The 26,131-nt window shown below is 73.4% G+C and carries 24 protein-coding genes; 22 read left to right on the top strand and 2 right to left on the bottom strand.

Annotated features, from left to right (window positions below):
• Nucleotides 1-31 precede the first annotated feature (31 nt).
• On the bottom strand, nucleotides 32-535 hold the full coding sequence (locus tag ACFRCR_RS04745) for an inorganic diphosphatase (protein WP_056645206.1): 504 nt from the start codon (nucleotides 533-535) through the stop codon (nucleotides 32-34).
• 274 nt (nucleotides 536-809) lie between these two features.
• On the opposite strand from ACFRCR_RS04745, the gene dacB reads away from it, so the two are divergent.
• The 21 genes from dacB to mshA all read left to right on the top strand — a co-directional run bounded on the left by dacB (nucleotide 810) and on the right by mshA (nucleotide 24,728).
• Entirely contained in the window at nucleotides 810-2,216 is a 1,407-nt protein-coding gene (gene dacB, locus ACFRCR_RS04740; RefSeq protein WP_377675875.1) for a D-alanyl-D-alanine carboxypeptidase/D-alanyl-D-alanine-endopeptidase, read from the top strand.
• Between the two features lie 123 nt (nucleotides 2,217-2,339).
• Nucleotides 2,340-3,461 (top strand): zinc-dependent metalloprotease, encoded by a 1,122-nt coding sequence (locus ACFRCR_RS04735; RefSeq protein ID WP_377675874.1) that lies wholly within the window; start codon nucleotides 2,340-2,342, stop codon nucleotides 3,459-3,461.
• Between the two features lie 7 nt (nucleotides 3,462-3,468).
• Complete coding sequence (tilS, locus tag ACFRCR_RS04730) at nucleotides 3,469-4,641, top strand: tRNA lysidine(34) synthetase TilS (RefSeq protein ID WP_377675872.1); 1,173 nt, start codon at nucleotides 3,469-3,471, stop codon at nucleotides 4,639-4,641.
• A gap of 5 nt (nucleotides 4,642-4,646) precedes the next feature.
• Nucleotides 4,647-5,201 (top strand): hypoxanthine phosphoribosyltransferase, encoded by a 555-nt coding sequence (hpt, locus tag ACFRCR_RS04725; RefSeq protein ID WP_030144051.1) that lies wholly within the window; start codon nucleotides 4,647-4,649, stop codon nucleotides 5,199-5,201.
• A 234-nt stretch (nucleotides 5,202-5,435) separates the two neighbouring features.
• Nucleotides 5,436-7,490, top strand: coding sequence for an ATP-dependent zinc metalloprotease FtsH (gene ftsH, locus ACFRCR_RS04720; RefSeq protein WP_191796627.1), 2,055 nt, complete (start codon nucleotides 5,436-5,438; stop codon nucleotides 7,488-7,490).
• Between the two features lies 1 nt (nucleotide 7,491).
• Entirely contained in the window at nucleotides 7,492-8,103 is a 612-nt protein-coding gene (gene folE / locus ACFRCR_RS04715) for a GTP cyclohydrolase I FolE (protein ID WP_377675870.1), read from the top strand.
• 79 nt (nucleotides 8,104-8,182) lie between these two features.
• A complete protein-coding gene (folP, locus tag ACFRCR_RS04710; RefSeq protein WP_377675880.1) occupies nucleotides 8,183-9,157 on the top strand; it encodes a dihydropteroate synthase in 975 nt (324 codons plus the stop codon).
• Nucleotides 9,154-11,766, top strand: coding sequence for a 2-amino-4-hydroxy-6-hydroxymethyldihydropteridine diphosphokinase (gene folK, locus ACFRCR_RS04705; RefSeq protein WP_377675869.1), 2,613 nt, complete (start codon nucleotides 9,154-9,156; stop codon nucleotides 11,764-11,766). The genes folP and folK overlap by 4 nt, the downstream gene beginning before the upstream one ends.
• On the top strand, nucleotides 11,766-12,272 hold the full coding sequence (locus ACFRCR_RS04700) for a DUF3180 domain-containing protein (protein WP_377675867.1): 507 nt from the start codon (nucleotides 11,766-11,768) through the stop codon (nucleotides 12,270-12,272). Before folK ends, ACFRCR_RS04700 begins: the two co-directional genes overlap by 1 nt.
• 57 nt (nucleotides 12,273-12,329) lie before the next feature.
• Nucleotides 12,330-12,920 carry a PH domain-containing protein gene (locus ACFRCR_RS04695; RefSeq protein ID WP_377675865.1) on the top strand — a complete coding sequence of 197 codons (591 nt, stop codon included), beginning with the start codon at nucleotides 12,330-12,332 and terminating at the stop codon, nucleotides 12,918-12,920.
• Nucleotides 12,917-14,554, top strand: coding sequence for a PH domain-containing protein (locus ACFRCR_RS04690; protein ID WP_377675864.1), 1,638 nt, complete (start codon nucleotides 12,917-12,919; stop codon nucleotides 14,552-14,554). Before ACFRCR_RS04695 ends, ACFRCR_RS04690 begins: the two co-directional genes overlap by 4 nt.
• Nucleotides 14,547-15,506: a Rossmann-like and DUF2520 domain-containing protein gene (locus ACFRCR_RS04685; RefSeq protein ID WP_138822819.1), complete on the top strand. Its 960-nt coding sequence runs from the start codon at nucleotides 14,547-14,549 to the stop codon at nucleotides 15,504-15,506. The genes ACFRCR_RS04690 and ACFRCR_RS04685 overlap by 8 nt, the downstream gene beginning before the upstream one ends.
• Before the next feature lie 5 nt (nucleotides 15,507-15,511).
• Nucleotides 15,512-16,510: a pantoate--beta-alanine ligase gene (gene panC / locus ACFRCR_RS04680; RefSeq protein ID WP_377675862.1), complete on the top strand. Its 999-nt coding sequence runs from the start codon at nucleotides 15,512-15,514 to the stop codon at nucleotides 16,508-16,510.
• Between the two features lie 53 nt (nucleotides 16,511-16,563).
• Nucleotides 16,564-16,992, top strand: coding sequence for an aspartate 1-decarboxylase (gene panD / locus ACFRCR_RS04675; protein WP_030144060.1), 429 nt, complete (start codon nucleotides 16,564-16,566; stop codon nucleotides 16,990-16,992).
• Nucleotides 16,989-18,752 carry an L-aspartate oxidase gene (locus tag ACFRCR_RS04670; RefSeq protein ID WP_377675860.1) on the top strand — a complete coding sequence of 588 codons (1,764 nt, stop codon included), beginning with the start codon at nucleotides 16,989-16,991 and terminating at the stop codon, nucleotides 18,750-18,752. The genes panD and ACFRCR_RS04670 overlap by 4 nt, the downstream gene beginning before the upstream one ends.
• A gap of 83 nt (nucleotides 18,753-18,835) precedes the next feature.
• Entirely contained in the window at nucleotides 18,836-19,756 is a 921-nt protein-coding gene (nadC, locus tag ACFRCR_RS04665; protein ID WP_377675859.1) for a carboxylating nicotinate-nucleotide diphosphorylase, read from the top strand.
• Between the two features lie 199 nt (nucleotides 19,757-19,955).
• A complete protein-coding gene (gene lysS / locus ACFRCR_RS04660; RefSeq protein ID WP_377675878.1) occupies nucleotides 19,956-21,467 on the top strand; it encodes a lysine--tRNA ligase in 1,512 nt (503 codons plus the stop codon).
• A 115-nt stretch (nucleotides 21,468-21,582) separates the two neighbouring features.
• Nucleotides 21,583-21,777 carry a hypothetical protein gene (locus tag ACFRCR_RS04655; RefSeq protein ID WP_377675857.1) on the top strand — a complete coding sequence of 65 codons (195 nt, stop codon included), beginning with the start codon at nucleotides 21,583-21,585 and terminating at the stop codon, nucleotides 21,775-21,777.
• Between the two features lie 91 nt (nucleotides 21,778-21,868).
• Nucleotides 21,869-22,204: an Lsr2 family protein gene (locus tag ACFRCR_RS04650; RefSeq protein ID WP_030144065.1), complete on the top strand. Its 336-nt coding sequence runs from the start codon at nucleotides 21,869-21,871 to the stop codon at nucleotides 22,202-22,204.
• Nucleotides 22,205-22,308: 104 nt separating this feature from the next.
• Complete coding sequence (locus ACFRCR_RS04645) at nucleotides 22,309-23,463, top strand: lactonase family protein (RefSeq protein WP_377675855.1); 1,155 nt, start codon at nucleotides 22,309-22,311, stop codon at nucleotides 23,461-23,463.
• Between the two features lie 29 nt (nucleotides 23,464-23,492).
• A complete protein-coding gene (gene mshA, locus ACFRCR_RS04640) occupies nucleotides 23,493-24,728 on the top strand; it encodes a D-inositol-3-phosphate glycosyltransferase (RefSeq protein ID WP_377675877.1) in 1,236 nt (411 codons plus the stop codon).
• 40 nt (nucleotides 24,729-24,768) lie between these two features.
• Here the strand turns inward: mshA and ACFRCR_RS04635 are convergent, their stop codons facing one another.
• Entirely contained in the window at nucleotides 24,769-25,206 is a 438-nt protein-coding gene (locus ACFRCR_RS04635; RefSeq protein WP_377675853.1) for a nitroreductase family deazaflavin-dependent oxidoreductase, read from the bottom strand.
• Nucleotides 25,207-25,341: 135 nt separating this feature from the next.
• Here ACFRCR_RS04635 and ACFRCR_RS04630 point away from each other — a divergent pair, with 135 nt between their 5' ends.
• A complete protein-coding gene (locus tag ACFRCR_RS04630; protein WP_030144068.1) occupies nucleotides 25,342-26,079 on the top strand; it encodes a phosphoglyceromutase in 738 nt (245 codons plus the stop codon).
• Nucleotides 26,080-26,131 lie beyond the last annotated feature (52 nt).

The raw sequence follows: 26,131 nt of genomic DNA, 5'->3' as shown, positions 1-26,131 counted from the left end.
GGCGGTGTGGTGCGACCGACGAGCGGCGTCGTCAGTGACCGGGGGTGTGGTACCCGCTGTCGATCGCGCGCTGGATGGAGCGCTCGATCTCGGCCTCGGCCTCGGTGCGGCCGGTCCAGTGGGCGCCCTCGACGGACTTGCCCGGCTCGAGGTCCTTGTAGACCTCGAAGAAGTGCTGGATCTCGAGACGGTGGAAGTCCGACACGTCGTCGATGTCCTGGCGCCAGGCGGCGCGCTGGTCTCCCGTGGGCACGCACAGGACCTTGTCGTCGCCACCGGCCTCGTCGCGCATGCGGAACATGCCGAGCGCGCGGCAACGGATCAGGCAGCCGGGGAACGTGGGCTCCTCGAGGAGGACCAGGGCGTCCAGCGGGTCGCCGTCCTCACCGAGGGTGCCCTCGATGAAGCCGTAGTCGTCCGGGTAGCGCGTCGAGGTGAACAGCATGCGGTCAAGGCGGATGCGACCTGTCGCGTGGTCGACCTCGTACTTGTTGCGCTGGCCCTTCGGGATCTCGATCGTGACGTCGAACTCCACTGTTCTCCTCCAGTTGAACCGGCTCACCCGCTCGGTCGCGGTGTGGCGGTCGTGAATCGGCTGTCGTGCGCACGCGGCCCCGGCCGTTCCGACCGGTGAACCCGGCCGGGTGGTGTGGACCACGAGGTTCCAAGCCAGCATGCGCCCTCTAGTGTGACACGAACGGCCTGGGACGGCGGTGGCCGGACCCGGAGGACTCCGTGGTTCCTGGGTGATAATGCGCACGTGAGCGGTGCCCCCCTGGGCGTCGACGGCAGGAGGGAAGAGGGACGAGATGGGTTGGGCTGCACGCACCGGGATCACGGCTGGGATCGTGGTGGTGCTCGCGGGCGGCTACCTGACGGCGGACGCGTACGACGTGGTTCCCGGCGTCCTGACGACGGCTCCCGCGGTCGCCCCTGCCGCGCCCTTCCCGAGCCCTCCCGGTGCCGTCGACTCCGCCTCACCTGCACGGACGCTCCCGGTCCTCGACGAGTCGGCTCCGCTGCCCGACGCCGCGTCGATCTCCGCCTCGCTCGACGCGCTGGTCGAGGACCCACGGCTCGGCAGCCGGGTGGGCGGTGTCGTGATGGACCGGATCACGGGTGAGGTGCTCGCGCAGAGCGGCGCCGACACCCTCATGGTCCCGGCCTCGACCCAGAAGGTCTTCACGGCGGCTGCGGCCCTCGCCTCCCCGGGACCAGAGGTGACGCTCACCACGAAGGTCGTCGAGGTCGACGCCGGCACGATCGCCCTGGTCGGTGGCGGCGACATGATGCTCGCGGCGGGTGCGGGCGACCCGTTGGTCGTCAACGGCCGGGCGGGGATGGCGGACCTGGCGACGCAGGTCGCGGGCGAGCTCACGCTCACCGGGAGGACGACCGTGCGCCTCGTGGTCGACGACCGCTACTTCGCCGGTCCCACGGTCAGCCCCGCGGTGTTCCCCGGCAACGTGGCGGCGGGCTACATCGCCCCCGTGACCTCGGTCGCGGTCGACATCGCCCGCCTGAGCGACGCGGAGTACGCCAAGCGCAGCGCCGACCCGTCGCTCGCCGCGGCGGAGGTGCTCGCGGCGCGCCTCACCGAGCTGGGCATCACGGTCGAGGGTGCTCCCTCGCGGGGCGAGTCCGCCTCGACGGCCAAGGTGCTCGGGTCGGTCGAGTCCGCGCCGCTGAGCGAGATCGTCGCGTACTTCCTCCAGCACTCGGACAACACCATCACCGAGGTCGTGGGTCGCCTGGTCGCGATCGACGCGGGGCTGCCCGCGACGTTCGACGGCGCCACGCAGGCGGTGAGCGCGAGCGTCTCGCGCCTCGGGGTGGACCTGACGGGGGCCGTCCTGGCCGACTGCTCGGGGCTCGGCGACGGGTCCGCGGTCTCGGCCTCGCAGCTCGCGGCGGTCGTCGAGCTCCTGGCCGACCCGGAGCAGCCGGGCCTGCGCGCGGGCGCGGTCGGGCTGCCGGTCGCGGGGCTGTCCGGCACGCTCGACGACCGCTACCTCTCCTCGCCCGGCAGGGGAGTGGTCCGTGCCAAGACGGGGAGCCTGCCGAACGTCACGTCGCTCGCGGGGACGGTCGTCACGGCGCAGGACCGTCAGCTCGTCTTCGTCCTCCTCGCGGACGCCGTGCCCGAGGGCGGCACGTACGGCGCGCGTCAGCTCATGGACGGGTTCGTCGGAGGCCTGGTGGATCCGAAGGACTGACGCCCGCCCGCCGAGGGCGACGCGGCCGCCCGCCGACGATGACCGCGCTGGGCGCCGAGGGTGGCGCGGCCGCACCTCGACGGTGACCGTCGCCCGGTCCCGCGCACCGGCTACGGTGGGGCGATGACGTCTTCCGTGGTCGGCGCGCCGCTCGTCGACTGGACCTCTGCCGCGCAGATCGCCGCCCGGGTCGCGCCTCCCGGGCCGACCGCCTCGCGCGACGAGCTCGCCGTCCTCGTGGAGGGGCTGCGCGCCGCGGCGTCCGCCGCGGTGCCGCACGTCCTGCGCGTCACGCGCATGGCGCCGAGCAGGAGCGTCTCGGACGCGGAGGCCGTCGAGGACCCGACCGCGGCCCTCTCGCAGGTCTTCGTCGTCGACCGGTCGCGGTGGGCCCGGGCCAACACCGAGGTCATGGCGAGCCTGACGGACGGCGTCGCGGAGTCGCTCACCGGCCCGGGCGACAAGCCCGCCTCGGCGACCACGGCGCTCGTCGGGGCGGCGCAGGTGGGGGCGGTCCTGGCGGCGCTCTCGAGCCGTGTCCTGGGCCAGTTCGACCCCTACAGCGCGCACGGTTCGGCAGCCCCCGGACGCCTGCTCCTGGTCGCTCCGAACGTCCTGCAGCTCGAGCGCGACCTCGACCTGGTCCCCGCGGACTTCCGCCTGTGGGTGTGCCTGCACGAACAGACCCACGCGCTCCAGTTCGCCGCGGCCCCGTGGCTCGCGGAGCACCTGCGGGCCTCGGCCCGTGAGCTGCTCGTCGGCCTCTCGGAGTCCTCGCGGCAGCTCGCCGAGGCGCGTCTGCGCGACAAGCTCACGACGGCCTGCCGGGTCGTCCTGCGGGCCGTGCGCGGGCAGGAGGGTGGGGTCGCCCACGGGCTGCTCACGTCCGACCAGCAGCGTTCGCTCGCGGAGGTGTCGGCGGTCATGGCCCTCCTGGAAGGGCATGCGGACGTCATGATGGACGCCGTCGGGCGTGCGACCGTCCCCACGGTGCGCCGTATCCGGGCGCAGTTCGAGGCGCGCCGCGACGGGCAGGGCAGCAGCACGCTCGACACGGTCCTGCGCCGGTTCCTCGGCATGGACGCCAAGCTCGCCCAGTACCGCGACGGTGCGGCGTTCGTGCGCGCGGTCGAGAAGCAGGTGGGGCGCGACGGGCTCAACGCGGTCTGGTCGACCCCGGAGCACCTGCCCTCCGCCCACGAGATCGCCGACCCCGGGGCCTGGGTGCGCCGGGTCCACGGCTGACGCGCCGGTGGTCGGTCCTCGTCCCGCCGAGGCGGCAGCGCGTCGCGCGGTGCGCAGCGTCGTCCGGGACCTCGTCCCCGGTTCGCTCGTGCTCGTGGCCTGCTCGGGCGGTGCGGACTCGCTCGCGCTCGCGGCCGCGACGGCTTTCGTCGCCTCGCGCGACGGGCTGCGCGCCGGGGCCGTCGTGGTCGACCACGGGCTCCAGCACGGCAGCGCGGAGGTCGCGACCGTCGCGGCGGCGCAGTGCCGTGCGCTCGGGCTCGACCCGGTCGTGGTCCGGCGGGTCGAGGTCACGGGCGCGGGCGGGCTGGAGGCGGCGGCACGCCACGCGCGCTACGCCGTGCTCGACGACGTCGCTCACCGGACGGGGGCCGCGGCGGTCCTGCTGGGCCACACCCTGGACGACCAGGCCGAGTCCGTCCTGCTGGGGCTCGCGCGGGGGTCGGGGGCCCGGTCGCTCGCGGGCATGGCCGCCGTCCGCGGGGCCTACCGGCGTCCGCTCCTGGGGTTGCGGCGGACCGACACCGAGGACGTGTGCACCGCGAACGGCCTGACCTGGTGGACCGACCCCACGAACGGCGTGCCCGCCGCCGTGCCGTCCCCGGGCCGCCCGGCGGACCCGAGAGGCTCGACGACCCCGGGTGCCGCGCCGGCCGCGAGCACGCTGGAGGAAGCGCCCGCCGCGCCACTGCCGCTGCGCTCGCAGGTGCGTGCACGGGTCCTCCCCGTCCTTGAGGACGTGCTCGGACCAGGTGTCGCGGTCACGCTCGCCAGGACCGCCGACCTGCTCCGCGAGGACGCCGACCTGCTCGACGAGCTCGCCGGCCGGCTCCTCGACGAGGCACGCGTCGCCGACCCTGCCGACGTGGGGCCTCGCCCGGGCGTCGCCCCTGTGGTGCTCGACACCGAGGTGCTGCGGTCCGCCCCGGCCGCGCTCCGCCGTCGGGCGCTGCGACGCGCCGCGGCCGAGGCAGGGAGCCCTGCCGGTTCTCTCTTCGCGAGCCACGTCGCGACGCTCGACGCGATGATCACCGACTGGCGCGGACAGGGACCCGCGCACCTGCCGGGCGACCTCCGGGCACTGCGGACCCGTGGGAGACTCTTCCTACGGCCCGCACGTACCCCCTCGCCCGAGCGAACCGTGCCCGCCGAGACCCCAGCAGAACCAGCACAGGAGTGAAACCCGTGGACTCATCCGACGTCGGCAACGACCTCGAGAACATCCTCCTCACCGAGGACCAGCTCCGCGGGAGGCTGGTGGAGCTCGCCGAGCAGATCGACCGCGACTACGCGGGCAAGGACCTTCTTCTCGTCGGCGTGCTCAAGGGCGCCGTCATGGTCATGGCGGACCTCGCGCGCCTGCTGCACCACGACGTCGAGATGGACTGGATGGCCGTCTCGTCGTACGGATCGGGCACCAAGTCCTCGGGCGTCGTGCGCATCCTCAAGGACCTCGACGCCGACCTCACGGGCCGTCACGTGCTCATCGTCGAGGACATCATCGACTCGGGCCTGACGCTGTCGTGGCTGCTGTCGAACCTGCGCAGCCGCGGCCCGGCCTCGGTCGAGGTCGCCGCGATGCTCCGCAAGCCCGACGCCGCGAAGACCGAGGTCGACGTGCGCTACATCGGCTTCGACATCCCCAACGAGTTCGTCGTGGGCTACGGCCTGGACTACGCGGAGAAGTACCGCAACCTGCCGTTCGTGGGCACGCTCGCCCCGCACGTCTACTCGTCCTGACGCGCTCCACCGTGCCCGCGCGGTGACGGGGGAGGGGACCACGGCTCGTCGTCGTGCGCCCTCCTCGCGTCACCCGCGGGCCGCCCGCGGCCCCGGCCGCCACCCGTTGCGGACGTCGCTCGTCGAAGCCACGCCCTGGGCGAACAGACCAGCCAACTGCCAGGTTGTGCGTGTAACTTCACTGGCGGAACCATTGCGCGAGTGGAGGGATACGGGGAATCGTCCCCGTCGCCGATGAACATCAAGAAGATTCTCAGCGGACCGATCATCTGGATCGTCGTGGGCCTGGCGATCCTCGGGATCGCCTTCATGGCGCTGTCCGGCCCCAGCGTCCACCGTGTCGACACCTCGACGGGCCTCGAGCTCCTCAAGGACGGCAAGGTCGAGCAGGCCCTCATCGTCGACGGCGACCAGCGCGTCCAGCTGACGCTCACCGAGGACTACGAGGTCGACGGCAAGTCACAGGGCAAGAGCGTGGAGTTCTTCTACGTCGCGCCCCAGGGCGAGGCCGTCGTGAACGCCGTCACGGAGGCGGACCCCCCGAAGGGCTACAACTCCGAGATCGCGCGTCCCTCGTTCCTCGCGTCGGCCCTCTCGCTCATCCTGCCGTTCCTCATCATCGGCCTCGTCTTCTGGTTCCTGCTGTCCCGCATGCAGGGCGGCGGCTCCAAGGTCATGGGCTTCGGCAAGTCCAAGGCCAAGCTCGCGTCCAAGGACACCCCGCAGGTGACGTTCGCCGACGTCGCGGGTGCCGACGAGGCCGTCGAGGAGCTCCACGAGATCAAGGAGTTCCTCGCGGAACCCGACAAGTTCCAGGCCGTGGGTGCCAAGATCCCCAAGGGCGTGCTGCTCTACGGGCCTCCCGGGACCGGCAAGACGCTCCTGGCGCGCGCCGTCGCGGGCGAGGCCGGCGTGCCGTTCTACACGATCTCGGGTTCCGACTTCGTCGAGATGTTCGTCGGCGTCGGCGCGAGCCGCGTGCGTGACCTGTTCCAGCAGGCCAAGGAGAACTCGCCGGCGATCATCTTCGTCGACGAGATCGACGCGGTGGGCCGTCACCGCGGCGCCGGCATGGGCGGCGGGCACGACGAGCGCGAGCAGACCCTGAACCAGCTCCTCGTCGAGATGGACGGGTTCGACGTCAAGACCAACGTCATCCTGATCGCCGCGACGAACCGCCCCGACATCCTCGACCCCGCGCTGCTGCGTCCCGGTCGCTTCGACCGGCAGATCGCGGTCGAGGCCCCCGACCTCAAGGGCCGTGAGGCGATCCTCTCGGTGCACGCGCAGGGCAAGCCGATCGTCCCCGAGATCGACCTGGCCGCAGTCGCCCGCCGGACCCCCGGCTTCACGGGAGCCGACCTGGCCAACGTCCTCAACGAGGCCGCGCTGCTCACCGCGCGCTCGGGCGCCCAGCTCATCGACGACCGCGCCCTCGACGAGGCCATCGACCGCGTCATCGCCGGCCCGCAGAAGCGGACCCGCGTGATGAACGTCAAGGAGCAGAAGATCACGGCGTACCACGAGGGCGGTCACGCCCTGGTCGCCGCGGCCATGCGCTACACGGACCCCGTGACCAAGGTGACGATCCTGCCGCGCGGTCGCGCCCTGGGCTACACCATGGTCATGCCGCTCGAGGACAAGTACTCCACGACGCGCAACGAGCTGCTCGACCAGCTCGCCTACGCGATGGGTGGCCGTGTCGCCGAGGAGCTCGTGTTCCACGACCCGACCACGGGTGCCTCGAACGACATCGAGAAGGCGACCGCGATCGCCAAGAAGATGGTCACCGAGTACGGCATGAGCGAGCGCGTCGGTGCGATCAAGCTCGGCACCGGCGCCGGCGAGCCCTTCATGGGCCGCGACATGGGCCACACGCGCGACTACTCCGAGTCGGTCGCGGGCACGGTCGACCACGAGGTGCGTCGGTTCGTCGAGGCCGCGCACGACGAGGCCTGGGAGGTGCTCGTCCAGTACCGCGACGTCCTGGACCACCTGGTCCTGGAGCTCCTCGAGAAGGAGACCCTGAACCAGGCCGAGCTCGCACAGATCTTCGCCCCGGTCGTCAAGCGCGACCCCCGCGAGGTCTGGCTCTCGAGCGAGCAGCGCGCCGTCTCGCACCGTCCTCCGGTCCTGACCGACGCAGAGAAGGCCGCCATGCCCAAGGACCCGCTGGGCGAGCCGATCGTCGTCCCGCAGGACGAGGCCGCGGCCGCGAACGACGAGCTGCCGCCCGAGCGCATCGGCGAGGTCCCCGCGGACCGCATGGTCGACGACGGGCAGGTCTGACGTGACAGCACGGGCCGAGCAGGGTCTGCGGGCCGCGGCCGACGTCCCCGAGTACGACGAGGAGCGGGCGCGCGCCGCGGTGCGTGAGCTCCTCCTCGCCGTGGGGGAGGACCCGGACCGTGAGGGCCTCCAGGAGACCCCCGCCCGGGTCGCCCGCGCCTACCGCGAGATCTTCGGGGGACTGCGCCAGGAGCCCGGCGACGTCCTGACCACCATGTTCGACCTCGGCCACGAGGAGATGGTGCTGGTCAAGGACATCGAGGTCTACTCGACGTGCGAGCACCACCTGGTGCCCTTTCACGGCGTCGCTCACGTGGGGTACATCCCGAACGCCGACGGCCGCATCACGGGGCTGTCCAAGCTGGCCCGGCTGGTGGACGTCTACGCGCGCCGCCCCCAGGTCCAGGAACGCCTCACGACGCAGATCGCCGACGCCCTGGTCGAGCACCTCGAGCCGCGCGGCGTGATCGTCGTGGTCGAGTGCGAGCACCTGTGCATGTCCATGCGGGGCGTCCGCAAGCCGGGTTCGCGGACGGTGACGTCGGCGGTGCGCGGCCAGATGCGTGACGGCGCCACGCGCGCCGAGGCCATGAGCCTGATCCTGGGACGGTAGGCACGCAGCAGTGCGGTACACACAGCACGACGGCGCACTCCCCGGCCTGCCCTTCGCGGGGATCGGTCGGACGCTCGTCATGGGAGTCGTCAACGTCACGCCTGACTCCTTCTCCGACGGCGGCGAGTGGTTCGAGCCGCGCGCGGCGATCGAGCACGGCCTCGAGCTGCTGGCCGAGGGGGCGGACGTCCTCGACGTCGGGGGCGAGTCGACGCGCCCGGGCGCGGGGCGCGTGCCCGTCGAGGAGGAGCTCGCCCGGGTGCTGCCCGTGATCTCGGCCCTCGCGGACCGGGGAGCCGTGGTGAGCGTCGACACGACGCGGGCCACGGTCGCCGAGCAGGCGGTCGCCGCGGGTGCCCAGATCATCAACGACGTCTCGGGCGGCCTCGCGGACCCGGAGATGGCCGCGGTCGCCGCCCGGACCGGGGCGGTCTTCGTGGCCATGCACTGGCGCGGTCACGCGGACGTCATGGACGACCTCGAGGTGTACGACGACGTCGTGACCGACGTCCGGGACGAGCTCGCGGCGCGCGTCGAGGCGCTGCGCGCGGCAGGCGTCCGCGACGACCGGATCGTCCTGGACCCGGGTCTCGGCTTCTCCAAGGCGGGCTCCACGAACTGGCCCCTCCTGACGCACCTGGGTGCCCTGCGCGAGCTCGGGTTCCCGGTGCTCGTGGGCGCGTCTCGCAAGCGCTTCCTGGGACACCTGCTCGCCGGGCAGGACGGCACGCCGGCCCCGCCGCTCGAGCGGGACGCGGCGACCGCCGCGATCACGGCCCTCGCCGCCGCGGAAGGGGCCTGGTGCGTGCGCGTGCACGCGGTCCGGGCCTCGGCCGATGCCGTGCGGGTCGCGGCCGCATGGACTCGGGCCGGTCGGACAGGGGAGGATGCCAGCGGGGGATCGGTCGTCACGACGTCGTCCCTCCGGGCCTCCGCGGGGGCAGGCGGTGCCGGTCACGGCTCCTGGCCTGCGAGGACGGACCGCGTCAGGCAGGCGGGGCAGAGCACGGACGACCACGGAACGAACGACAGCGACGACAGGAGTACGACGTGAGCACAGCGTTCGCAGGGGCGGTGCAGGGGTCCGACGGGCGCCCGCTCGACCAGATCCGGCTCACGGGGCTCAGCGCGACGGGCCACCACGGCGTGTTCGAGCACGAGCGCATCGAGGGGCAGCTCTTCCGTGCGGACGTGGTGCTGCACCTCGACACGCGCCCGGCCGCTGCCGGCGACGACCTCGAGGACACCGTGAGCTACGCGGTCGTCGCCGAGGACGTCGTCGCGGTGCTCGCCGGTTCGCCCGCCGACCTCATCGAGACCGTCGCCGAGCGGGTCGCCGCGGTCGCGCTGCGCCACCCGGCGGTCGTCGCGGTCGACGTCGCGGTCCACAAGCCGCAGGCGCCCATCGCCGTGCCCTTCGACGACGTCGAGGTCGTCGTCCGTCGTGACCGCGTCAAGGTGCCCGTCGTGGCCGACGAGGTCCCCCGTGTCGTCCCCATCCCGGTCGGGTCGATCACCCCGGCCGTGCTCGGGAACGTCGCCGTCCCGGAGCCGGCCGCGCCGCAGGACCAGCACGTCATGCCGCCGTCGATCCCGCCCGTGTCTCCCGCACCGGCACCGGACCGCTCACCCGACCAGGGCGTGTTCGCTGCCACCGCAGAGGACCTCGGCCCGGCCGCCGACGAGGCGCCGCACACGGGCGGGGTGTCCGACCAGGAGTTCGTCGACGCCCTCGACTCGTTCTACAGCGCTCCCGAGGACGCGTTGAGCGCCCCGGCGGAGTCCTTCGCGCCCGTCGTGGAGGAGCCCGCCGCTCAGCCCGACGCGTCGGCCCCCGAGGGCGCCGCAGAGCCGGCGCCCCGCGCCGAGGTGTCCTTCCACGAGGCCGTCGCGGCGTCGTCGGAGGCCGTGGAACCGGCCGCCGCACCCGCGGCGGAGACTCCCGCCCCCGCCGCACCGGCCGGGGGGCCGGACGCCCCCGCGACCCCCGCCCCTCTCGCCGTACCCGCAGCACCGGACGCGCGCGAGGCGCCCGCGGTCGACGGTCCGGACGCGTCCGGTGCCCACGCCCTGCCCGACGACGTCGCACCCGTCACGCACCAGGTCGCCGCCGAGCCCGCTCCGGCCGAGCAGGTCCCGGACGACCAGGTGCGGCCGATCGCCGTACCGGTCCCGGTCGAGCCCCTCTCGACGCCCGGGCACGATGCGTCCCCGGCAGCGCCGTTCGCCGCCGAGGCGTCGAACGTCGAGGCGGGACCTGTCCCGCCGCTGCCGGAGCCCCTCGCCGTCCCCGCACCGTTGCCCGTGCGTGCCGTTCCGGAGGCCGCCCAGGCATCGGCCGAGCCAGAGCCCGTGGCAGAAGCCGAGCAGGCGCCGGCCGCAGTACCGGCCGCTCCCGAGCCCGAGCCCGTAACGGCCCCTGTGCTCGACCGGCTCGACGAGGCCCCCACGGGCTTCGTGCCGGTCGTGCTGGCGCTGGGCGCGAACCTCGGGGACGCCCAGCAGACGTTGCGCGACGCGGTGACCGACCTCGACCGGATCTCCGGTCTCGAGATCACCGACGTGTCGCCGCTCGCGCGGACCGCGGCCGTCGGCGGACCTGAGCAGCCCGACTACCTCAACGCGATCCTGCTGGCTCGGACCACCCTGGCGCCGCGTGCGCTCCTGCACGCCATCCAGGGGGTCGAGAACGCCCACGGGCGGGTCCGTGCCGAGCGCAACGGGCCGCGCACGCTCGACGTCGACCTGATCGTCTTCGGCACGGTCACCGAGTTCACGGAAGACCTCGAGCTGCCCCACCCGCGGGCGCACGAGCGTGCCTTCGTGCTGGAGCCGTGGGCGCAGATCGCCCCCGACGCCGTGCTGCCCGGCCTGGGCGGCGGCCCCGTCGCGGCGCTGGCCGCGACGGCGCCGGACCGCGGCGGCATCCGCTGGCTCGCTCTCGACTGGCTGACCGACGCCGAACCCGAGCCTGAGGCCTCCCCGGTCGCACCCCGCACCGACGAGGCCCCGGCGGCCCCCGCTCCCGCAGCGCCGACGCCTCAGGCGGATTCGGCCCCTGAGGCGCCGGGCGCCGCGGTCGTGCCCGAGCAGACCACGGCCTCCACGCCGCCGCCCGCTCCCGGCGGTGCGACGCCACCCGCGCCCCCGCAGGACGGCGGCGCGCCAGCCGGGCACACGCCCGAGCAGGCACCGGCGATCCCTTTCGTGCCGGAGCAGCCCGCTGCGGCGCCGGTCCAGCCACCGACGCCGCAGGCCCCGCCGGCACAGAACCCCCCCGAGCGCGCCGTGGAGGAACCGGGACCGTTCGTCCCGGCGTTCCACCCGGTGCACCCGCAGGACGGGCAGGAACCGCCGCACGCCCAGGTCCCGCCGCTGTGGTCCGACGTCTCCCAGTCCGCCCCGGCGGTCGAGCAGCGTGCCCAGGCGGTGCCTGCGCAGGCGGCGCCGGCCGGTCCGGCAGGTCCGGCACCGGTGGTGTCCGAGGAGCCGGTGACCCCGCAGTTCCACCCCGTGCACCAGGCCCCGAGCCCGTTCGAGCCGCAGCAGTCCCCGGCGACCCCTGAGCAGCAGGGCTCGCAGCCGGCCCAGCCGACGCAGCAGGGCCCCATCACGGGTGTGCCCATGTCGTTCCCGGCCGAGCTGCGCGGTCCGTCGAGCTGATGCAACGCACCAAGGTCACGACGCTCCTGCTCGTCACGGTCGCCACGACCCTGATCGGGTGGTTCGTCGTCGTCGGGCTGGAGCGTCGGGGCACGTACCTGCCGCACGTGCCCTGGATCGTCGACGTGGCCCTGGTCGCGCTCGCCGCGGGCGTGTTCTGGGCGGGCTGGGCCGTGCGGTCCTACCTCAAGGGGCGGCGTCCGTCGCTCGACCCCTTGCGAGCGGCTCGGACGCTCGTGCTCGCCAAGGCGGCGGCACTCACCGGCTCGCTCCTCGCGGGCTGGTACCTCGCGCAGGTCGTCGCCGTGCTGGGGGACCTCGCGATCGAGGCGCGCCGCGACCGCGCGATCGCGGCGGGGGTCGCGGCCCTGTGCGCCGTGGTGCTCGCCGTCGTCGGGCTCGTCGTGGAGAAGTTCTGCCAGGTACCGCCCGACGACACCGACCCCGCGAACGGTGGGCGGTCGCGCACCGGTGAGGCCGATCCCGAGGCCGGCGCCACGGCCTGACCCGAGGTCGGCCTTCCGACCGACGCGCAGGCCGTGCCCGGATGGGAAGATGGGGACATGACGGACCACGCCTTCGACCTGGCCCCCGCACCGGACCAGGACCCAGCACCGGGCCAGACCCCAGCGACCGACCCGGCCGCCCAGGCCCCGACCGGCCAGGTCCCGAGCGGACCCTTCGACCCACCGGGCGTGCGCTGGCAGGGCGTGTCGAGCCGGTTGATCACCGCGCGGTTGCTCTCGGTCGGCATCTTCCTGCTCGTGCCGTTCGTGCTGGGAGCGGTGTTCGCCCTCGTGTTCAGCCTGGTCTGGCTGTGGATCGTGCCGGCCGTCGCGCTCGTGATCGGGATCTGGTGCGTGGCCGTCGTGCCACGCCAGGTCCGGGCCATCGGCTACGCCGAGCGTGACGACGACCTGTTGATCCGCAAGGGCGTCATGTTCCGCTCGCTCGTCGTCGTGCCGTACGGCCGCATGCAGTACGTGGACGTCCAGGCCGGTCCGCTCGCGCGCAGGTTCCGCATCGCCCAGGTCCAGCTCCACACGGCGTCGCCCGCGACGGACGCGTCGATCGACGGCCTGGAGCCGGCCGAGGCCGAGCGTCTGCGAGACCGTCTCGCCTCTCGTGGAGAGGCACGGTTGGCCGGGCTATGAGCGAGAGCACCACACAGCCCGACGCCCCACCGACCGACCTCACCTGGCACCGCGTCCACCCCGTGACCCCGGTGGTCCGGGGCTGGTCCGTCATCGCGGTCCTCCTCGTCATCGTCGGCAACCAGACCCTGGACGGCCTGCCCGCGGGGCAGAACATGCTGGCCGGCAACGGCTGGTGGCAGATCCTGGGCGGGATCGTCGTCGTCGGTCTCATCGGCCTCGGGTACTCGGCGCTCGCCTGGCGCATGACGACGTACGCCATCGACGACGAGTCCGTCCGTCTCCACACGGGAGTCCTGTTCCGTCAGCAGCGCAAGGCGCGGCTCGACCGGCTCCAGGCCGTGGACATCGTCCAGCCGCTCGTCGCCCGCCTGTTCGGGCTGGCCGAGCTCAAGCTGGAGGTCGCGGGCGGCTCGGACTCGGGCATCAAGCTGGGCTTCCTCAAGCTCGACGACGCCAACCACCTGCGTGCCGAGCTCCTCGCGCGCGCCGCAGGGCTTCGGGTCGGGAGCGCGCCGACGCGCGCGGCCGTCCCGGGCGCAGGGTCCGCGAGCGGTCCGGGCGAGCCGCCCGCCGACGAGATGACGGAGGAGCCGGGCGCCGTCGTCGGGCACGTCGACCTGGGAGCACCCGAGGCGCCCGAGCAGCCCGTCATGGAGGTACCACCGGGCCGCCTCGTCTGGTCGCTGGTCCGCACGGTCGCCATGATCGTCCTGGTCCTCGCGGTGCTCGGCCTGATCGGGGTCGCGGTCGGCACGCGTGAGATCGGCACGCTGTTCACGGCGCTGCCGCTGGTCCTGGGCGTCGGTGGCTACCTGTTCGGCCGGTTCACGCGCGAGTTCAACTTCCGCAGCGCGATCTCGCCCGACGGCATCCGGCTGCGCCACGGGCTGCTCGAGACGCGCTCGCAGACCATCCCGCCGGGACGCGTGCAGGCCATCCGGCTCACGCAGGGGCTCCTGTGGCGCAGCGCCGACTGGTGGCGCGTCGAGGTCAACGTCGCGGGCTACGGCCTGAGCGCCGACGGCACGACCAACAACAGCGTCCTGCTGCCCGTCGGGACGCGCGACGAGGCGCTGGGCGCCGTGTGGCTCGTCCTGCCGGACCTCGGCACGGCCGACCCGCGCGCCCTGCTCGACGAGGCCCTGTCCGGGATCGACGCCGGCGAGCACTTCACCACGGCACCGCGCCGGACCTGGGTCCTCGACCCGATCGCGTGGCGTCGCAACGGGTTCACGGTCACGGGCCGGGCCCTGGTCCTGCGGCGCGGGCGCCTCGTGCGCCGCGTCGAGATCGTGCCGCACGAGCGCACGCAGTCGCTCGGGCTCCAGCAGGGGCCGTGGCAGCGCCGCCTGGGCGTCGCGACGTTCGCCGTGCACTCGGTGCCCGGCCCGGTCACGCCGACCGTGCCGCACCTCGACCAGCACGTCGCGGGAGCGCTCATGGACGAGCAGGCGCGCCGCGCCCGCGAGGCCCGCGCGCACGCCGGGCCGGAGCTGTGGATGCGCCGGGACGAGGTCGCGGCCGTCGTCGAGACGATCGAGGACGACGACGTGGAGACCGCGCCGTACGTGGAGACCGCACCGCCCGCAGCGGGAGCGCCGGACGGCGAGATGGGGGACGCGCGTGAGTGACGGACGGCGGCGCCCGGGGCGCCTGGGCGTGGGCGTGGTCGGCGCGGGACGCGTCGGTGCCGTCCTGGGCAGCGCGCTGCGCGCCACGGGTCACGCGGTCGTCGGCGCGAGCGGCATCTCCGAGGCGTCGCGCGAACGCATCGAGCTCCTCCTGCCCGGTGTCCCCGTCCTGGAGGTCGAGGAGGTCGTCCGGCGCTCGGAGCTGGTCCTGCTCGCCGTGCCCGACGACGCCCTCCCGGGCCTGGTCTCGGGCCTCGCCGAGGTCGGGGCGTGGCAGGGCGGGCAGATCGTCGTGCACACGTCGGGCCGCTACGGCGCGCGCGTGCTCGACCCGGCGCGCGCCCAGGGTGCCATCCCGCTCGCGATCCACCCCGCGATGACGTTCTCCGGCACGTCGCTCGACCTGTCGCGCCTCGAGGGCACGACGTTCGCGGTCACGGGACCGGCGCCCGTCCAGCCCATCGGGCAGGCTCTCGTCGTCGAGATCGGCGGCGAGCCCGTCGTGGTCGAGGAGGAGGCGCGCGGGCTCTACCACGCGGCCCTCGCGCACGGGGCGAACCACCTCGTGGTGCTCGTCGCGCAGGCCGCGCAGGCCCTCGAGGCGGCGGGCATCGAGCAACCGGGGCGCGTGCTGGCCCCCCTGCTGTCCGCGGCGCTCGACGGCGCCACCCGGTCGGCCGACGCCGCCGAAGGGGCGGGGCCGGGCGCCATCGCGGCGCTCACGGGCCCGGTGTCCCGCGGGGACGTCGGGACCGTCGCGGAGCACCTGGAGGTGCTGCGTGCCCTGGCCGTGACCTCGGCGCAGGAGACCGCACCACGCGTCGCCGCGACCGACGTCCCCGCGTCCTACCGCGAGCTCAGCCGCGGAGCCACCAGTCGTGCCCTGGCGGCCGGGCGCATCGACGCCCGCCAGGCCCAGGAGCTGCTCGACGTCCTCGAGGAAGGCCAGTGATGTCCGTGCCCACACCCCCCGCGGCGGCCCGTCCGCGTGTCGTGCGCACGCGCGACGGCCTGCGCGGGGCCCTGGCGGCCCCTGCCGGCGCCGCCGCCGACGTGCCTGCCGGTGCGACGCCGTCGGGCCCGGGGATCGAGGCCCGCGAGCGGGCCGTCGTCATGACCATGGGTGCGCTCCACGACGGCCACCTGCAGCTCGTGCGCGCGGCGCGCGAGCGCGTGGGGCCGACCGGGCAGGTCGTCGTGACCGTCTTCGTGAACCCGCTGCAGTTCGGCCCCGGCGAGGACCTCGACCGGTACCCTCGCGACCTCGACGCCGACGTGGCGCTCCTTGCGGGGCTCCCCGAGCCCGCGCCGGGCCGCCCTGCCGTGGACCTCGTGTTCGCGCCCCCCGTCGAGGAGATGTACCCCGGCGGCGACCCGATCGTGCGCGTCACGTCCGGACGCATCGGCACCGTGCTCGAGGGCGCGTTCCGCCCCGGCCACTTCGACGGCGTCCTGACCGTCGTGCTCAAGCTCATGCACCTGACCAGGCCCGACGTCGCGTTCTACGGCGAGAAGGACGCGCAGCAGCTCCTCGCGATCCGCCGCATGGTCGCCGACCTGGACGTCGACGTCGAGGTCGTCGGCGTCCCGATCGTGCGCGACGGCGACGGCCTCGCGCTGTCCTCGCGCAACGCCTACCTCTCCGCGACCGAGCGGGTCGACGCCCTCGCGCTGAGCCAGGCCCTGCGTGCCGGCGCGGCCGCAGCGGCGGCCGGACAGGGCGCCGCAGCAGCCATCGAGGTGGCCTCGGGAATGCTCAACGAGCACCCCGGCGTTGTGGTCGATTACCTCGCACTGGTCGACCCGACTACCGTGGACGACCTGGAACCGGAGTACGTGGGACCCGCTCTGCTGCTCGTCGCGGCACGCGTGGGCACCACCCGACTGATCGACAACCTGGCCGTGGACGTGGCAGACCCCGCCCCGAGCACGGCCCGCCCAGGAGGCACGCAGTGACCCAGACGGGACCGCAGGCCGGCACGCGCCGCCCCGCTTCCTTGCAACGACCCATGATGATCGGCAAGATCCACCGCGCGACCGTGACGCAGGCGGACCTCCACTACGTCGGGTCCGTGACCGTCGACGTGGACCTCCTCGAGGCCGCCGACATCATCTCCGGACAGCAGGTCGACATCGTCGACGTCACCAACGGCTCACGCCTGACGACGTACGCGATCCCCGGCGAGCGCGGTTCCGGCAAGATCTGCATCAACGGCGCCGCCGCGCACCTCGTGCACCCCGGCGACACCGTCATCCTCATCGCCTACGGCATGATCGCCGACCACGAGGCGCGCCACTTCCTGCCGAACGTCGTGTTCGTCGACGGGGACAACCGCATCGTCGAGGTCAGCGAGGAGCCCGGCCTGGTGCCCGAGGGGTACGACCTCGAGCCCAGCGGCCTGCCCATCGCGCCGTTCCAGTCCGCCACGGCCGAATGACCCAGGCCGCGGAGGCGCACGTCTCCACCGAGGGGGCGCCCGCCGCAGCCCCCGGCACCGCTCCCGTCGAGGCAGTGACCGGAGCGCGTGCGCCCCGCCGCCTGGCCAGGCGGCTCGCCGCCCCGGCGCCCGGCTGGACGACGACGGTCGACGCGATCGTCGTCGGCTCCGGCATCGCCGGTCTCACGGCCGCGCTCGAGCTCCGCACCCAGGTACCGCGCGTCCTGCTCGTGACCAAGGGCGAGCTGTCGTCCGGGTCCACGGTCTGGGCCCAGGGCGGCATCGCCGCGGCGCTCGACCCCTCGGACTCCCCGGCCGCGCACCTCGAGGACACGCTCGCCGCGGGCGGCGGGCTCTGCGACCCTGCCGCGGTCGAGGTCCTCGTGACCGAAGGACCCGAGCGGGTGCGTGAGCTCGTCTCGCGCGGCGCGAACTTCGACCTGGCGCCCGGTGGTGACATCGCCCTGACGCGCGAGGGCGGGCACCACGCCGACCGCATCGCGCACGCGGGCGGCGACGCCACCGGCGCCGAGATCTCCCGGGCGCTCGTCGCCCAGCTCGAGGCGGTCCTCGCCGACCCCGGGATCGAGGTCATCGAGAACGCGCTCGTGCTCGACGTCCTCACCACGTCCCCCGACGAGCCCGGCGGTCCGCGCGCCTGCGGCGTGACGCTGCACGTGCGCGGTCAGGGATCGCGCGACGGCGTCGGCGCCGTCCTCGGTCGCGCGGTCGTCCTCGCGACGGGCGGGATCGGGCAGGTCTTCCGCTCCTCGACCAACCCGCCGCAGGCCACGGGCGACGGCATGGCCGCCGCGCTGCGTGCCGGGGCGACGCTCGGCGACGTCGAGTTCGTCCAGTTCCACCCGACCGTGCTGTGGCTCGGTCTGGGCGCCAAAGGGCAGCTCCCGCTCATCTCCGAGGCCGTGCGGGGCGAGGGTGCGATCCTCCTCGACACCGACGGGCACCGGTTCATGCCCGCCGTGCACCCCATGGCCGAGCTCGCGCCGCGCGACGTCGTCGCGCACGCGATCGTGCGGCAGATGGCCGCGACCGGCTCGGACCACGTGCTGCTCGACGCCCGCCACCTCGGTGCGGACTTCCTGCGCCGACGGTTCCCGACCATCACGGAGCGGCTGCTCGACCAGGGCATCGACCTCACCGAGGAGCCGATCCCGGTCGCGCCCGCCCAGCACTACCACTCGGGCGGTGTCGTGACCGACCTCCACGGTCGCTCGACGCTCGACGGCCTGTACGCCGTGGGCGAGGTCGCCTGCACCGGCGTGCACGGGGCGAACCGGCTCGCGTCGAACTCGCTCCTGGAGGGACTGGTCTTCGCGTACCGCGCGGCCCAGGAGATCACGGCCCGGGTGGCCGCCGGCGAGCTCCCGCTCGGGACGCCCGTCGAGCGCGACGGCGAGGCGGCCCTGGTGCCGGCGGCGGCACGCTCCCGGGTCCAGTCGGTCTCGTCGGCCGGACCGGGCGTGATCCGCAGCGGCGAGGGGTTGCGCGTCGCGGCCGACAAGCTCGCGGCGGTCCGCACCGACGCGCACCGGTCCACGGACGTCGTCGCCGCGCCGCAGACCGCAGAGTGGGAGACGACCAACGTCCACCAGGTCGCGACCGTGCTCACCGAGGCCGCGCTCCTGCGCGAGGAGAGTCGCGGCGGCCACTTCCGGACGGACTTCCCCGAGGTCGAGCCGGCGTGGGCGCGGCGGATCGAGATCACGTTGGGCGCCGACGGCGGGCTGTCGGTCGTCTGAGACGATCGCCCGCCGGTGTCACCGTCGGGTCTTCACACCGTCACCCTCGGCGGTCGGGGCCGTCACCGTCGGCGGGCGGTAGCGTGAGCGCCGTGAACTCTCCCTCTCTCATCGAGCCCGGTCTCGACCCCCGGTGGGTCGCCGACATCGTCACGCGCGCCCTCGACGAGGACCTCGGCCCCACGCCCGGCCGGGACGTGACCACCCAGGCCACCGTGCCGCCGTCGGGCACGGGGACCGCCCACCTCGTGGCGAGGGCCGACGGGGTCGTGGCCGGCCTCGTCGTCGTCGAGGAGGTCACCCGGCAGGTGGCCGAGCGCTTCGGGCTGGCACCCGTGACCGTCACGTTCACCGCCCAGGACGGCGATGCGGTGACCCGTGGGCGCGTCCTCGCGGCCCTCACGGGCCCCGTCCAGGTGCTCCTGACCGCCGAGCGCACCCTTCTCAACCTCGCGAGCCGTGCGAGCGGCGTCGCGACCGCGACGAGGGCCTGGGCGCGTGAGCTCGACGGCACCGGGGCGCAGGTGCTCGACACCCGCAAGACGACCCCTGGCCTGCGCGCCCTGGAGAAGTACGCGGTCCGTGCCGGCGGCGGCACGAACAAGCGCATGGGGCTGTACGACGTGGCCATGGTCAAGGACAACCACGTCGTCGCCGCCGGTTCGGTGAGCGGCGCGATCGAGGCCGTGCGCGCGATGTTCCCCGAGGTCCTGATCCAGGTCGAGGCCGACACGACCGACCAGGCTCTGGAGGCCCTCGACGCCGGTGCCGACTTCCTGCTGCTCGACAACATGCCCACGCCCGTGCTCGCCGAGACGGTGCGGCTCGTGCGCGAGCGGGAGGGCGCCCCGGGCGGCCCGGCGAAGATCGAGCTCGAGGCGACGGGCAACCTGACCCTCGACCGTGCGCGCGAGGTCGCCGGGACGGGCGTGGACTACCTGTCGGTGGGGGCGCTCACGCACTCGGCACCCATCCTCGACCTCGCGCTCGACCTGATCGGCTGAGCCGCAGGGCCAGTCGGGCAGCCGGCCCGACCAGCCCCCCGACCAGCCCCCCGACCAGCCCCCGACCAGCCCCCCGGCCAGCCCCCCAGCCAGGCCGGGGCCGGCCGGAACCGGCCCCGCCGGGCCCCGGTAGAATCGTCGCGTGACTTCCCCCGATCCCGTTGCTGCCGCCGTGCCCGCCGCCGATGCCGCTCCCGTCGTGAACCCCGCCCCGGTGGAGGTCGAGGAGACGGACGACCTCCCCGAGCAGGTGCGGGTCCGGCGCGAGAAGCGCGAGCGTCTCCTGGCGCAGGGCGAGGAGGCGTACCCGGTCTCGGTGCCTCGCACGCACACGATCGCCCAGGTCCGCGCGGCGTACGACCACCTCGAGAGCGGCCAGGAGACGGACGACGTCGTGGGCGTCGCGGGCCGTGTCGTGTTCCTGCGCAACACGGGCAAGCTCTGCTTCGTGACGTTGCAGGACGGCGAGGGCAACCGCCTCCAGGTCATGCTGAGCCAGGCCGTGGTGGGTGAGGAGTCGCTCGCGGCGTTCAAGGCCGACGTCGACCTGGGGGACCACCTGTTCGCGCACGGTCGGGTCATCAGCTCGCGTCGTGGTGAGCTGAGCATCTTCGCGGACGAGTGGAGGATCGCGGCCAAGTCGCTGCGCCCGCTGCCCGTGCTGCACAAGGAGCTCTCGGAGGAGAGCCGTGTCCGTCAGCGCTACGTCGACCTGATCGCGCGTCCTGCGGCCCGTGACATGGTCCGCCTGCGTGCGGCGGTCGTCCGGTCGCTGCGCGAGAACTTCCACGAGCGCGGCTACCTCGAGGTCGAGACCCCGATGCTCCAGACCATTCACGGTGGTGCGGCGGCGCGTCCGTTCACGACGCACATGAATGCGTTCGACATGGAGCTGTACCTGCGGATCGCGCCGGAGCTGTTCCTCAAGCGTGCGGTCGTCGGTGGCGTCGAGCGGGTGTTCGAGATCAACCGCAACTTCCGTAACGAGGGCGCGGACTCGACGCACTCGCCGGAATTCGCGATGCTCGAGGCGTACGAGGCCTACGGTGATTACAACACCATGGCCGAGCTGACCCAGAACCTCGTCCAGCGCGCTGCCCAGGATGCGCTGGGAACGACGACCATCGAGCTTCCGGACGGCGAGCAGTACGAGCTCGGCGGCGAATGGGCACAGCTCAAGATGTACGACTCCTTGTCGGAGGCGCTGGGGGAGGAGATCACCCCGGAAACCTCTGTGGAACACCTGTCCAAGATTGCCGAACGCCTCGAAATCTCCTACGACTCCAAGCGTGCCGGGCACGGCAAGCTCGTCGAGGAGATCTGGGAGCACATGGTGGGCGACCACCTGTATGCCCCGACGTTCGTGCGCGACTTCCCGGTCGAGACCTCTCCTTTGACGCGTGATCACCGCACGGTCAAGGGGCAGGTCGAGAAGTGGGACCTCTACGTCCGTGGGTTCGAGCTCGCGACGGCCTATTCCGAGCTCGTCGACCCCGTGATCCAGCGGCAGCGTTTCGAGGCCCAGGCGGTCCTCGCGGCGGCGGGCGACGACGAGGCGATGCGTCTCGACGAGGACTTCCTCACAGCGATGGAGTACGCGATGCCGCCGTCGGGTGGCATGGGGATGGGGCTCGACCGCCTCCTCATGGCGCTGACCGGCCACGGTATCCGCGAGACCATCCTCTTCCCGCTGGTCAAGCCCGCGCAGTGAACCGTGGGCGGGTCACCGCCCGAGGTGCACCGTCGCGGACCGCGCGGGCAGGGTGCGGGGTGTCGGCCGAACGGCCGGCACCCCGCACGCGTTCGGCGGTCGTAGACTGGCCCGCATGAGCGATTTCTGGCCGGCCGTCTATGCCTTGATCCCCTCGATCGGGGTCGGCATCCTCTTCTATTTCGCGATGCGTGCCATCATCCGCGCCGACCGTAACGAACGCCTCGCCATGGCCGAGCTCGACGCCCAGGCGGAGCAGGCCGAGGTCGCTGCACGGACCGCGGGGGATTCTTCGCCGACTTCTGCGTAGCCGCGACACGCTCTTTGACTTTGACGTCATTCCCTCGTAATGGCACACTTCGAGATACCAGCATCAATTCTCGAAGACGCGAGGTAGCACAGTGGCACAGAAGGTCCAGGTAATTCTCGTCGACGACGTCGACGGTGGAGTGGCGGACGAGTCCGTGACGTTCGCTCTCGACGGCGTCTCCTACGAGATCGACCTCAGCTCGGCTCACGCCCAGGAATTGCGTGACGCTTTCGCGTCGTGGGTCGGTCACGCCCGCAAGGTCACGCGCGGCGGTGCTCGCCCCGCAGCACGCAAGGCGCGTTCTTCCGCAGCGGGTCCGTCGCGGGCGACGGAGATCCGTGAATGGGCGCGCGCGAACGGTCACACGGTCAGCGAGCGCGGTCGTATCTCGGCCGACGTCCAGCAGGCCTACGACGCAGCGCACTGATTCTTCGCTGTTTCTCGTCAGGGGCGTCCTGACCGGTTCTCCGCACCCCGGAGGGCTGGTCTGGACGCCCCTGACGTATGCCCGGGTGCTACTAGGCTCTGGTCATGACTTCTACCTCGTCGCCCGTGGCCGCAGGTGCGGAATCGCGGACCCTCTGGCTCGGCACGTACCCCGACGGCGCGGAGCCCGGGAGCGGTGAGGGGATCTGGCGGCTGTCGGTCGACGCCTCGACGGGCGAGCTGGGTGACCCGGTGCTCGCGGCGGTGACGCCGTCGCCGTCGTTCGTCGCGCTCGCCCCGGGCGGTGCGCGCCTGTATGCGGTGTCCGAGACCGAGCAGGGCGCGGTCAGCGGCTTCGAGATCACGCCGGACGGGGGGCTCGCGCCGCTGGGCACGGTCCCGAGCGGAGGCACGTACCCGTGCCACCTGGTCGCGACGGACGACGCCGTGCGGGTCGCCAACTACGGCGACGGCACTTTCGCGGTCCACCCGCTCGACGCCTCGGGTGCCCCGACGGCCCCGCTGCGCCTGGGGCACCGGGGCACCGGGCCGGACACCGAGCGTCAGGAGGGGCCGCACGCCCACTTCGTGGCGGAGGTCGCGGGGGAGGCGCTCGTGGTGGACCTGGGCACGGACGAGCTGCGCGCGTACCCGCGGTCTCTCACGGAGCTTCGCTCCCTCGCCGAGGGTCCCGACGGCGGCGGCCCGGCCCGCGTCGCCGCCACCTTCCCGGGTGGGGCCGGACCGCGGCACCTCGCGGTGCTCGACGGCGCGCACGGCACGCCCGCGGCGCTCCTCGTCGCGACCGAGCTCGACGCGCGCGTGTACGTCCTGGTCCCGTCGGGCGAGGGCGCGTTCGAGGTGGCCGCCTCGGTCGAGGCCACGGCGGCCCCGCTCCCGGAGGGGGGCCGCAACTATCCGTCGCACGTCGCTCTGAGCGCGGACGGCTCGCGCCTGTTCGTCGCGATCCGTGGTGCGGACGTCCTGTCGACGTTCGCGGTCTCACGCACGGTCACGGGGCCCGACGGCGCCGCTCCCGTCCTCGAGCACCTCGCCGACACCCCGCTCGGCGGGGCGTGGCCGCGGCACTTCGCGGTGCTGGCTCCCGCGGGAGACGGCTCCCCCGAGGCCGACCTGGTCGTCGTGGCGAACCAGAACTCGTCGAACCTCACGGTCCTGCGGATCGACCGGGCGGACGGTGCGGGCACGCTCGTCGACGAGCTCGTGATGCCGGTCCCGGCCTGCGTCGTGGAGGCCTGAGCGCCGTGAAGGACTCGCCGCGCATCGCGATGCTCTCGGTGCACACCTCCCCGCTCGACCAGCCCGGCACGGGGGACGCGGGCGGCATGAACGTGTACATCACCGAGCTGTCGCGGGCGCTGGCGCGGCGTGGGGCGAAGGTCGAGATCTTCACGCGCGCGACGTCGTCGGCCCAGCCTCCCGTGGTCGAGGCCGAGGACGGCGTCCTGGTGCGGCACGTCGTGGCCGGTCCGTTCGAGGGCCTCGACAAGAACGACCTGCCCGGCCAGCTCTGCGCCTTCACGGCCGGGGTCCTGCGGGCCGAGGCGCGACGGGACGCGGGCTGGTACGACGTGGTGCACACGCACTACTGGCTGTCGGGGCAGGCGGGCTGGCTCGCGGCCGACCGCTGGGACGTACCGCTCGTGAACTCGATGCACACCATGGCCCGCGTGAAGAACGCCGCCCTCGCGCCGGGGGACGCCCCGGAGCCGCTCGGCCGGATCATCGGCGAGGAGCAGGTCGTCGCGGAGGCCGACGCGCTCGTGGCGAGCACGCCCGAGGAGTTCAAGGATCTCGTCGAGGAGTACGGGGCGGACCCCGCGAAGGTGCACGTCGTGCCTCCGGGCGTCGACCTCGAGCTGTTCTCGCCGCCCGCGCCGGGGGAGACCAAGGAGTCGCTGCGGGCTGCGCTCGGGCTGCCGACGACGGGCAGGCTCGTGCTGTTCGCGGGGCGGGTCCAGCCGCTCAAGGCTCCTGACGTCCTGGTCCGCGCGCTCGGCGTCCTCGCGGACCACGACGAGCCGCTGCCGACGCTCGTGGTCCTCGGGGGACCGAGCGGGCGCATGACGGCCGTGCGCGAGCTCGAGGCGCTGGCCTACCAGATGGGGGTCTCCGACCAGGTGATCGTGCGGCCCCCGGTGCCGCGCGACGAGCTCGTGCGCTACTACCGGGCCGCCGACGTCGTCGCCGTGCCGTCGCACAACGAGTCGTTCGGGCTGGTCGCGGCCGAGGCGCAGGCGTCCGGCACGCCCGTGGTCGCGGCGGCGGTGGGCGGCCTGCGGACGGTCGTCGAGGACGGGGTCTCCGGGATCCTGGTCCCCGACCACAACCCGTGGACCTGGTCGCGGACGCTGAGCGACCTGCTCGCCGACGACGCGCGCCGAGCGGAGCTCGCGGCGGGCGCCCGGCGCGTGAGCGAGCGCTACGGCTGGGACGCGACGGCCGAGGCGATGCTCGCCGTGTACGAGCAGGCGGCCGAGGCCCGGTCGCGCAGGCCGCGCTGAGCCCGGGCGGACGTCGCACACCGGCCCGGGTCGGTGGACGTCAGTCGCGCCGCTCGAGCACGAGCACCGGGATCTCGCGGTCGGTGCGCTCCTGGTAGCTCGCGTAGTCGGGGTAGGCCGCGACGGCGCGCTCCCACCACAGGGCCTTCTCCTCGCCCGTGACCTCGCGGGCGGTGTAGTCGTGGCGCTCGGGCCCGTCCTGGAGCTCGACGTGGGGGTTCGCGACGACGTTGTGGTACCAGACGGGGTGCTGCGGGGCCCCTCCGAGCGAGGCGACGACCGCGTAGTCGCCGTCGTGCTCGACGCGCATGAGTGGCGTCTTGCGGATCTTGTCGCTCTTCGCGCCCACGGTCCACAGGACCACGACGGGCATGCCCCTCAGCGTGGTGCCCTTGGTCCCGCCCGAGCTCTCGTAGAGGTCGGCCTGCTTGCGTGCCCAGTCGCTCGTGCTGGGTGCGTACTCTCCGGTGATCGGCATACCTGGTGCAACGCGTGGCGCGCGTCACCATTCCCGGGTCGCCAGCCGGTGAGGGATTCCCGTTCCGTAGATGTTCGGTGACCATTTCCCGGGACAGCGCGGTCGCGGGCTTCCTCGTGCGGCAGGATGGTCACCATGACCTACACCCTCGTGCTGCTCCGCCACGGCGAGAGCGAATGGAATGCCAAGAACCTGTTCACCGGCTGGGTGGACGTCGCACTCTCGGAGAAGGGCGTCGAGGAGGCGAAGCGCGGCGGGAGCCTGCTGACGGACGCGGGAGTGCTCCCGGACGTCGTGCACACGTCGCTGCTGCGTCGCGCGATCACCACGGCGAACCTCGCCCTGGACTCCGCGGACCGTCACTGGATCCCGGTGAAGCGCTCGTGGCGCCTCAACGAGCGCCACTACGGTGCGCTCCAGGGCAAGGACAAGAAGCAGACGCTCGCCGAGTTCGGCGAGGAGCAGTTCATGCTGTGGCGTCGTTCGTACGACGTGCCGCCGCCCGCGATCGAGCTGGGCTCGGAGTTCTCGCAGGACACGGACCCGCGTTACGCGGACGCCCCGGTCGTGCAGACCGAGTGCCTCAAGGACGTGCTCGAGCGCGCCCTGCCCTACTGGGAGGGTGAGGTCGTCCCCGACCTCAAGGCCGGCAAGACGGTCCTCGTCGCGGCGCACGGCAACTCGCTGCGCGCGATCATCAAGCACCTCGACGGCATCTCGGACGAGGACATCGCGGGCCTCAACGTGCCCACGGGCATCCCGCTCGTCTACGAGCTGGACGAGAACCTGGTCCCCGTCGTCAAGGGTGGCAAGTACCTCGACCCGGCTGCTGCGGCGGACGCGATCGCCGCGGTCGCGAACCAGGGTCGCTGATCGTCTCGTCGCTCCGACGCGAACGCCCGACGGCGCCGCTCCCCTCGCGAGG

The sequence above is a fragment of the Oerskovia sp. NPDC056781 genome (assembly GCF_042789955.1).
GTDB classification, from domain to species: Bacteria; Actinomycetota; Actinomycetes; order Actinomycetales; family Cellulomonadaceae; genus Oerskovia; species Oerskovia rustica.
This window is presented reverse-complemented; position numbering and strand designations above follow the sequence as displayed.

Excerpts from the sequence above, each read along its gene's own strand:
- mshA (WP_377675877.1), top strand. The coding sequence starts at position 23,493 with ATGCTCTCGGTGCACACCTCCCCGCTCGACCAGCCCGGCACGGGGGAC.
- ACFRCR_RS04690 (WP_377675864.1), top strand. The coding sequence starts at position 12,917 with ATGAGCGAGAGCACCACACAGCCCGACGCCCCACCGACCGACCTCACC.
- ACFRCR_RS04655 (WP_377675857.1), top strand. The coding sequence starts at position 21,583 with ATGAGCGATTTCTGGCCGGCCGTCTATGCCTTGATCCCCTCGATCGGG.
- ACFRCR_RS04700 (WP_377675867.1), top strand. The coding sequence starts at position 11,766 with ATGCAACGCACCAAGGTCACGACGCTCCTGCTCGTCACGGTCGCCACG.
- ACFRCR_RS04735 (WP_377675874.1), top strand. The coding sequence starts at position 2,340 with ATGACGTCTTCCGTGGTCGGCGCGCCGCTCGTCGACTGGACCTCTGCC.
- ACFRCR_RS04630 (WP_030144068.1), top strand. The coding sequence starts at position 25,342 with ATGACCTACACCCTCGTGCTGCTCCGCCACGGCGAGAGCGAATGGAAT.
- panD (WP_030144060.1), top strand. The coding sequence starts at position 16,564 with ATGATGATCGGCAAGATCCACCGCGCGACCGTGACGCAGGCGGACCTC.
- ACFRCR_RS04695 (WP_377675865.1), top strand. The coding sequence starts at position 12,330 with ATGACGGACCACGCCTTCGACCTGGCCCCCGCACCGGACCAGGACCCA.
- ACFRCR_RS04670 (WP_377675860.1), top strand. The coding sequence starts at position 16,989 with ATGACCCAGGCCGCGGAGGCGCACGTCTCCACCGAGGGGGCGCCCGCC.
- ftsH (WP_191796627.1), top strand. The coding sequence starts at position 5,436 with ATGAACATCAAGAAGATTCTCAGCGGACCGATCATCTGGATCGTCGTG.
- folP (WP_377675880.1), top strand. The coding sequence starts at position 8,183 with ATGGGAGTCGTCAACGTCACGCCTGACTCCTTCTCCGACGGCGGCGAG.
- ACFRCR_RS04645 (WP_377675855.1), top strand. The coding sequence starts at position 22,309 with ATGACTTCTACCTCGTCGCCCGTGGCCGCAGGTGCGGAATCGCGGACC.
- ACFRCR_RS04635 (WP_377675853.1), bottom strand. The coding sequence starts at position 25,206 with ATGCCGATCACCGGAGAGTACGCACCCAGCACGAGCGACTGGGCACGC.
- dacB (WP_377675875.1), top strand. The coding sequence starts at position 810 with ATGGGTTGGGCTGCACGCACCGGGATCACGGCTGGGATCGTGGTGGTG.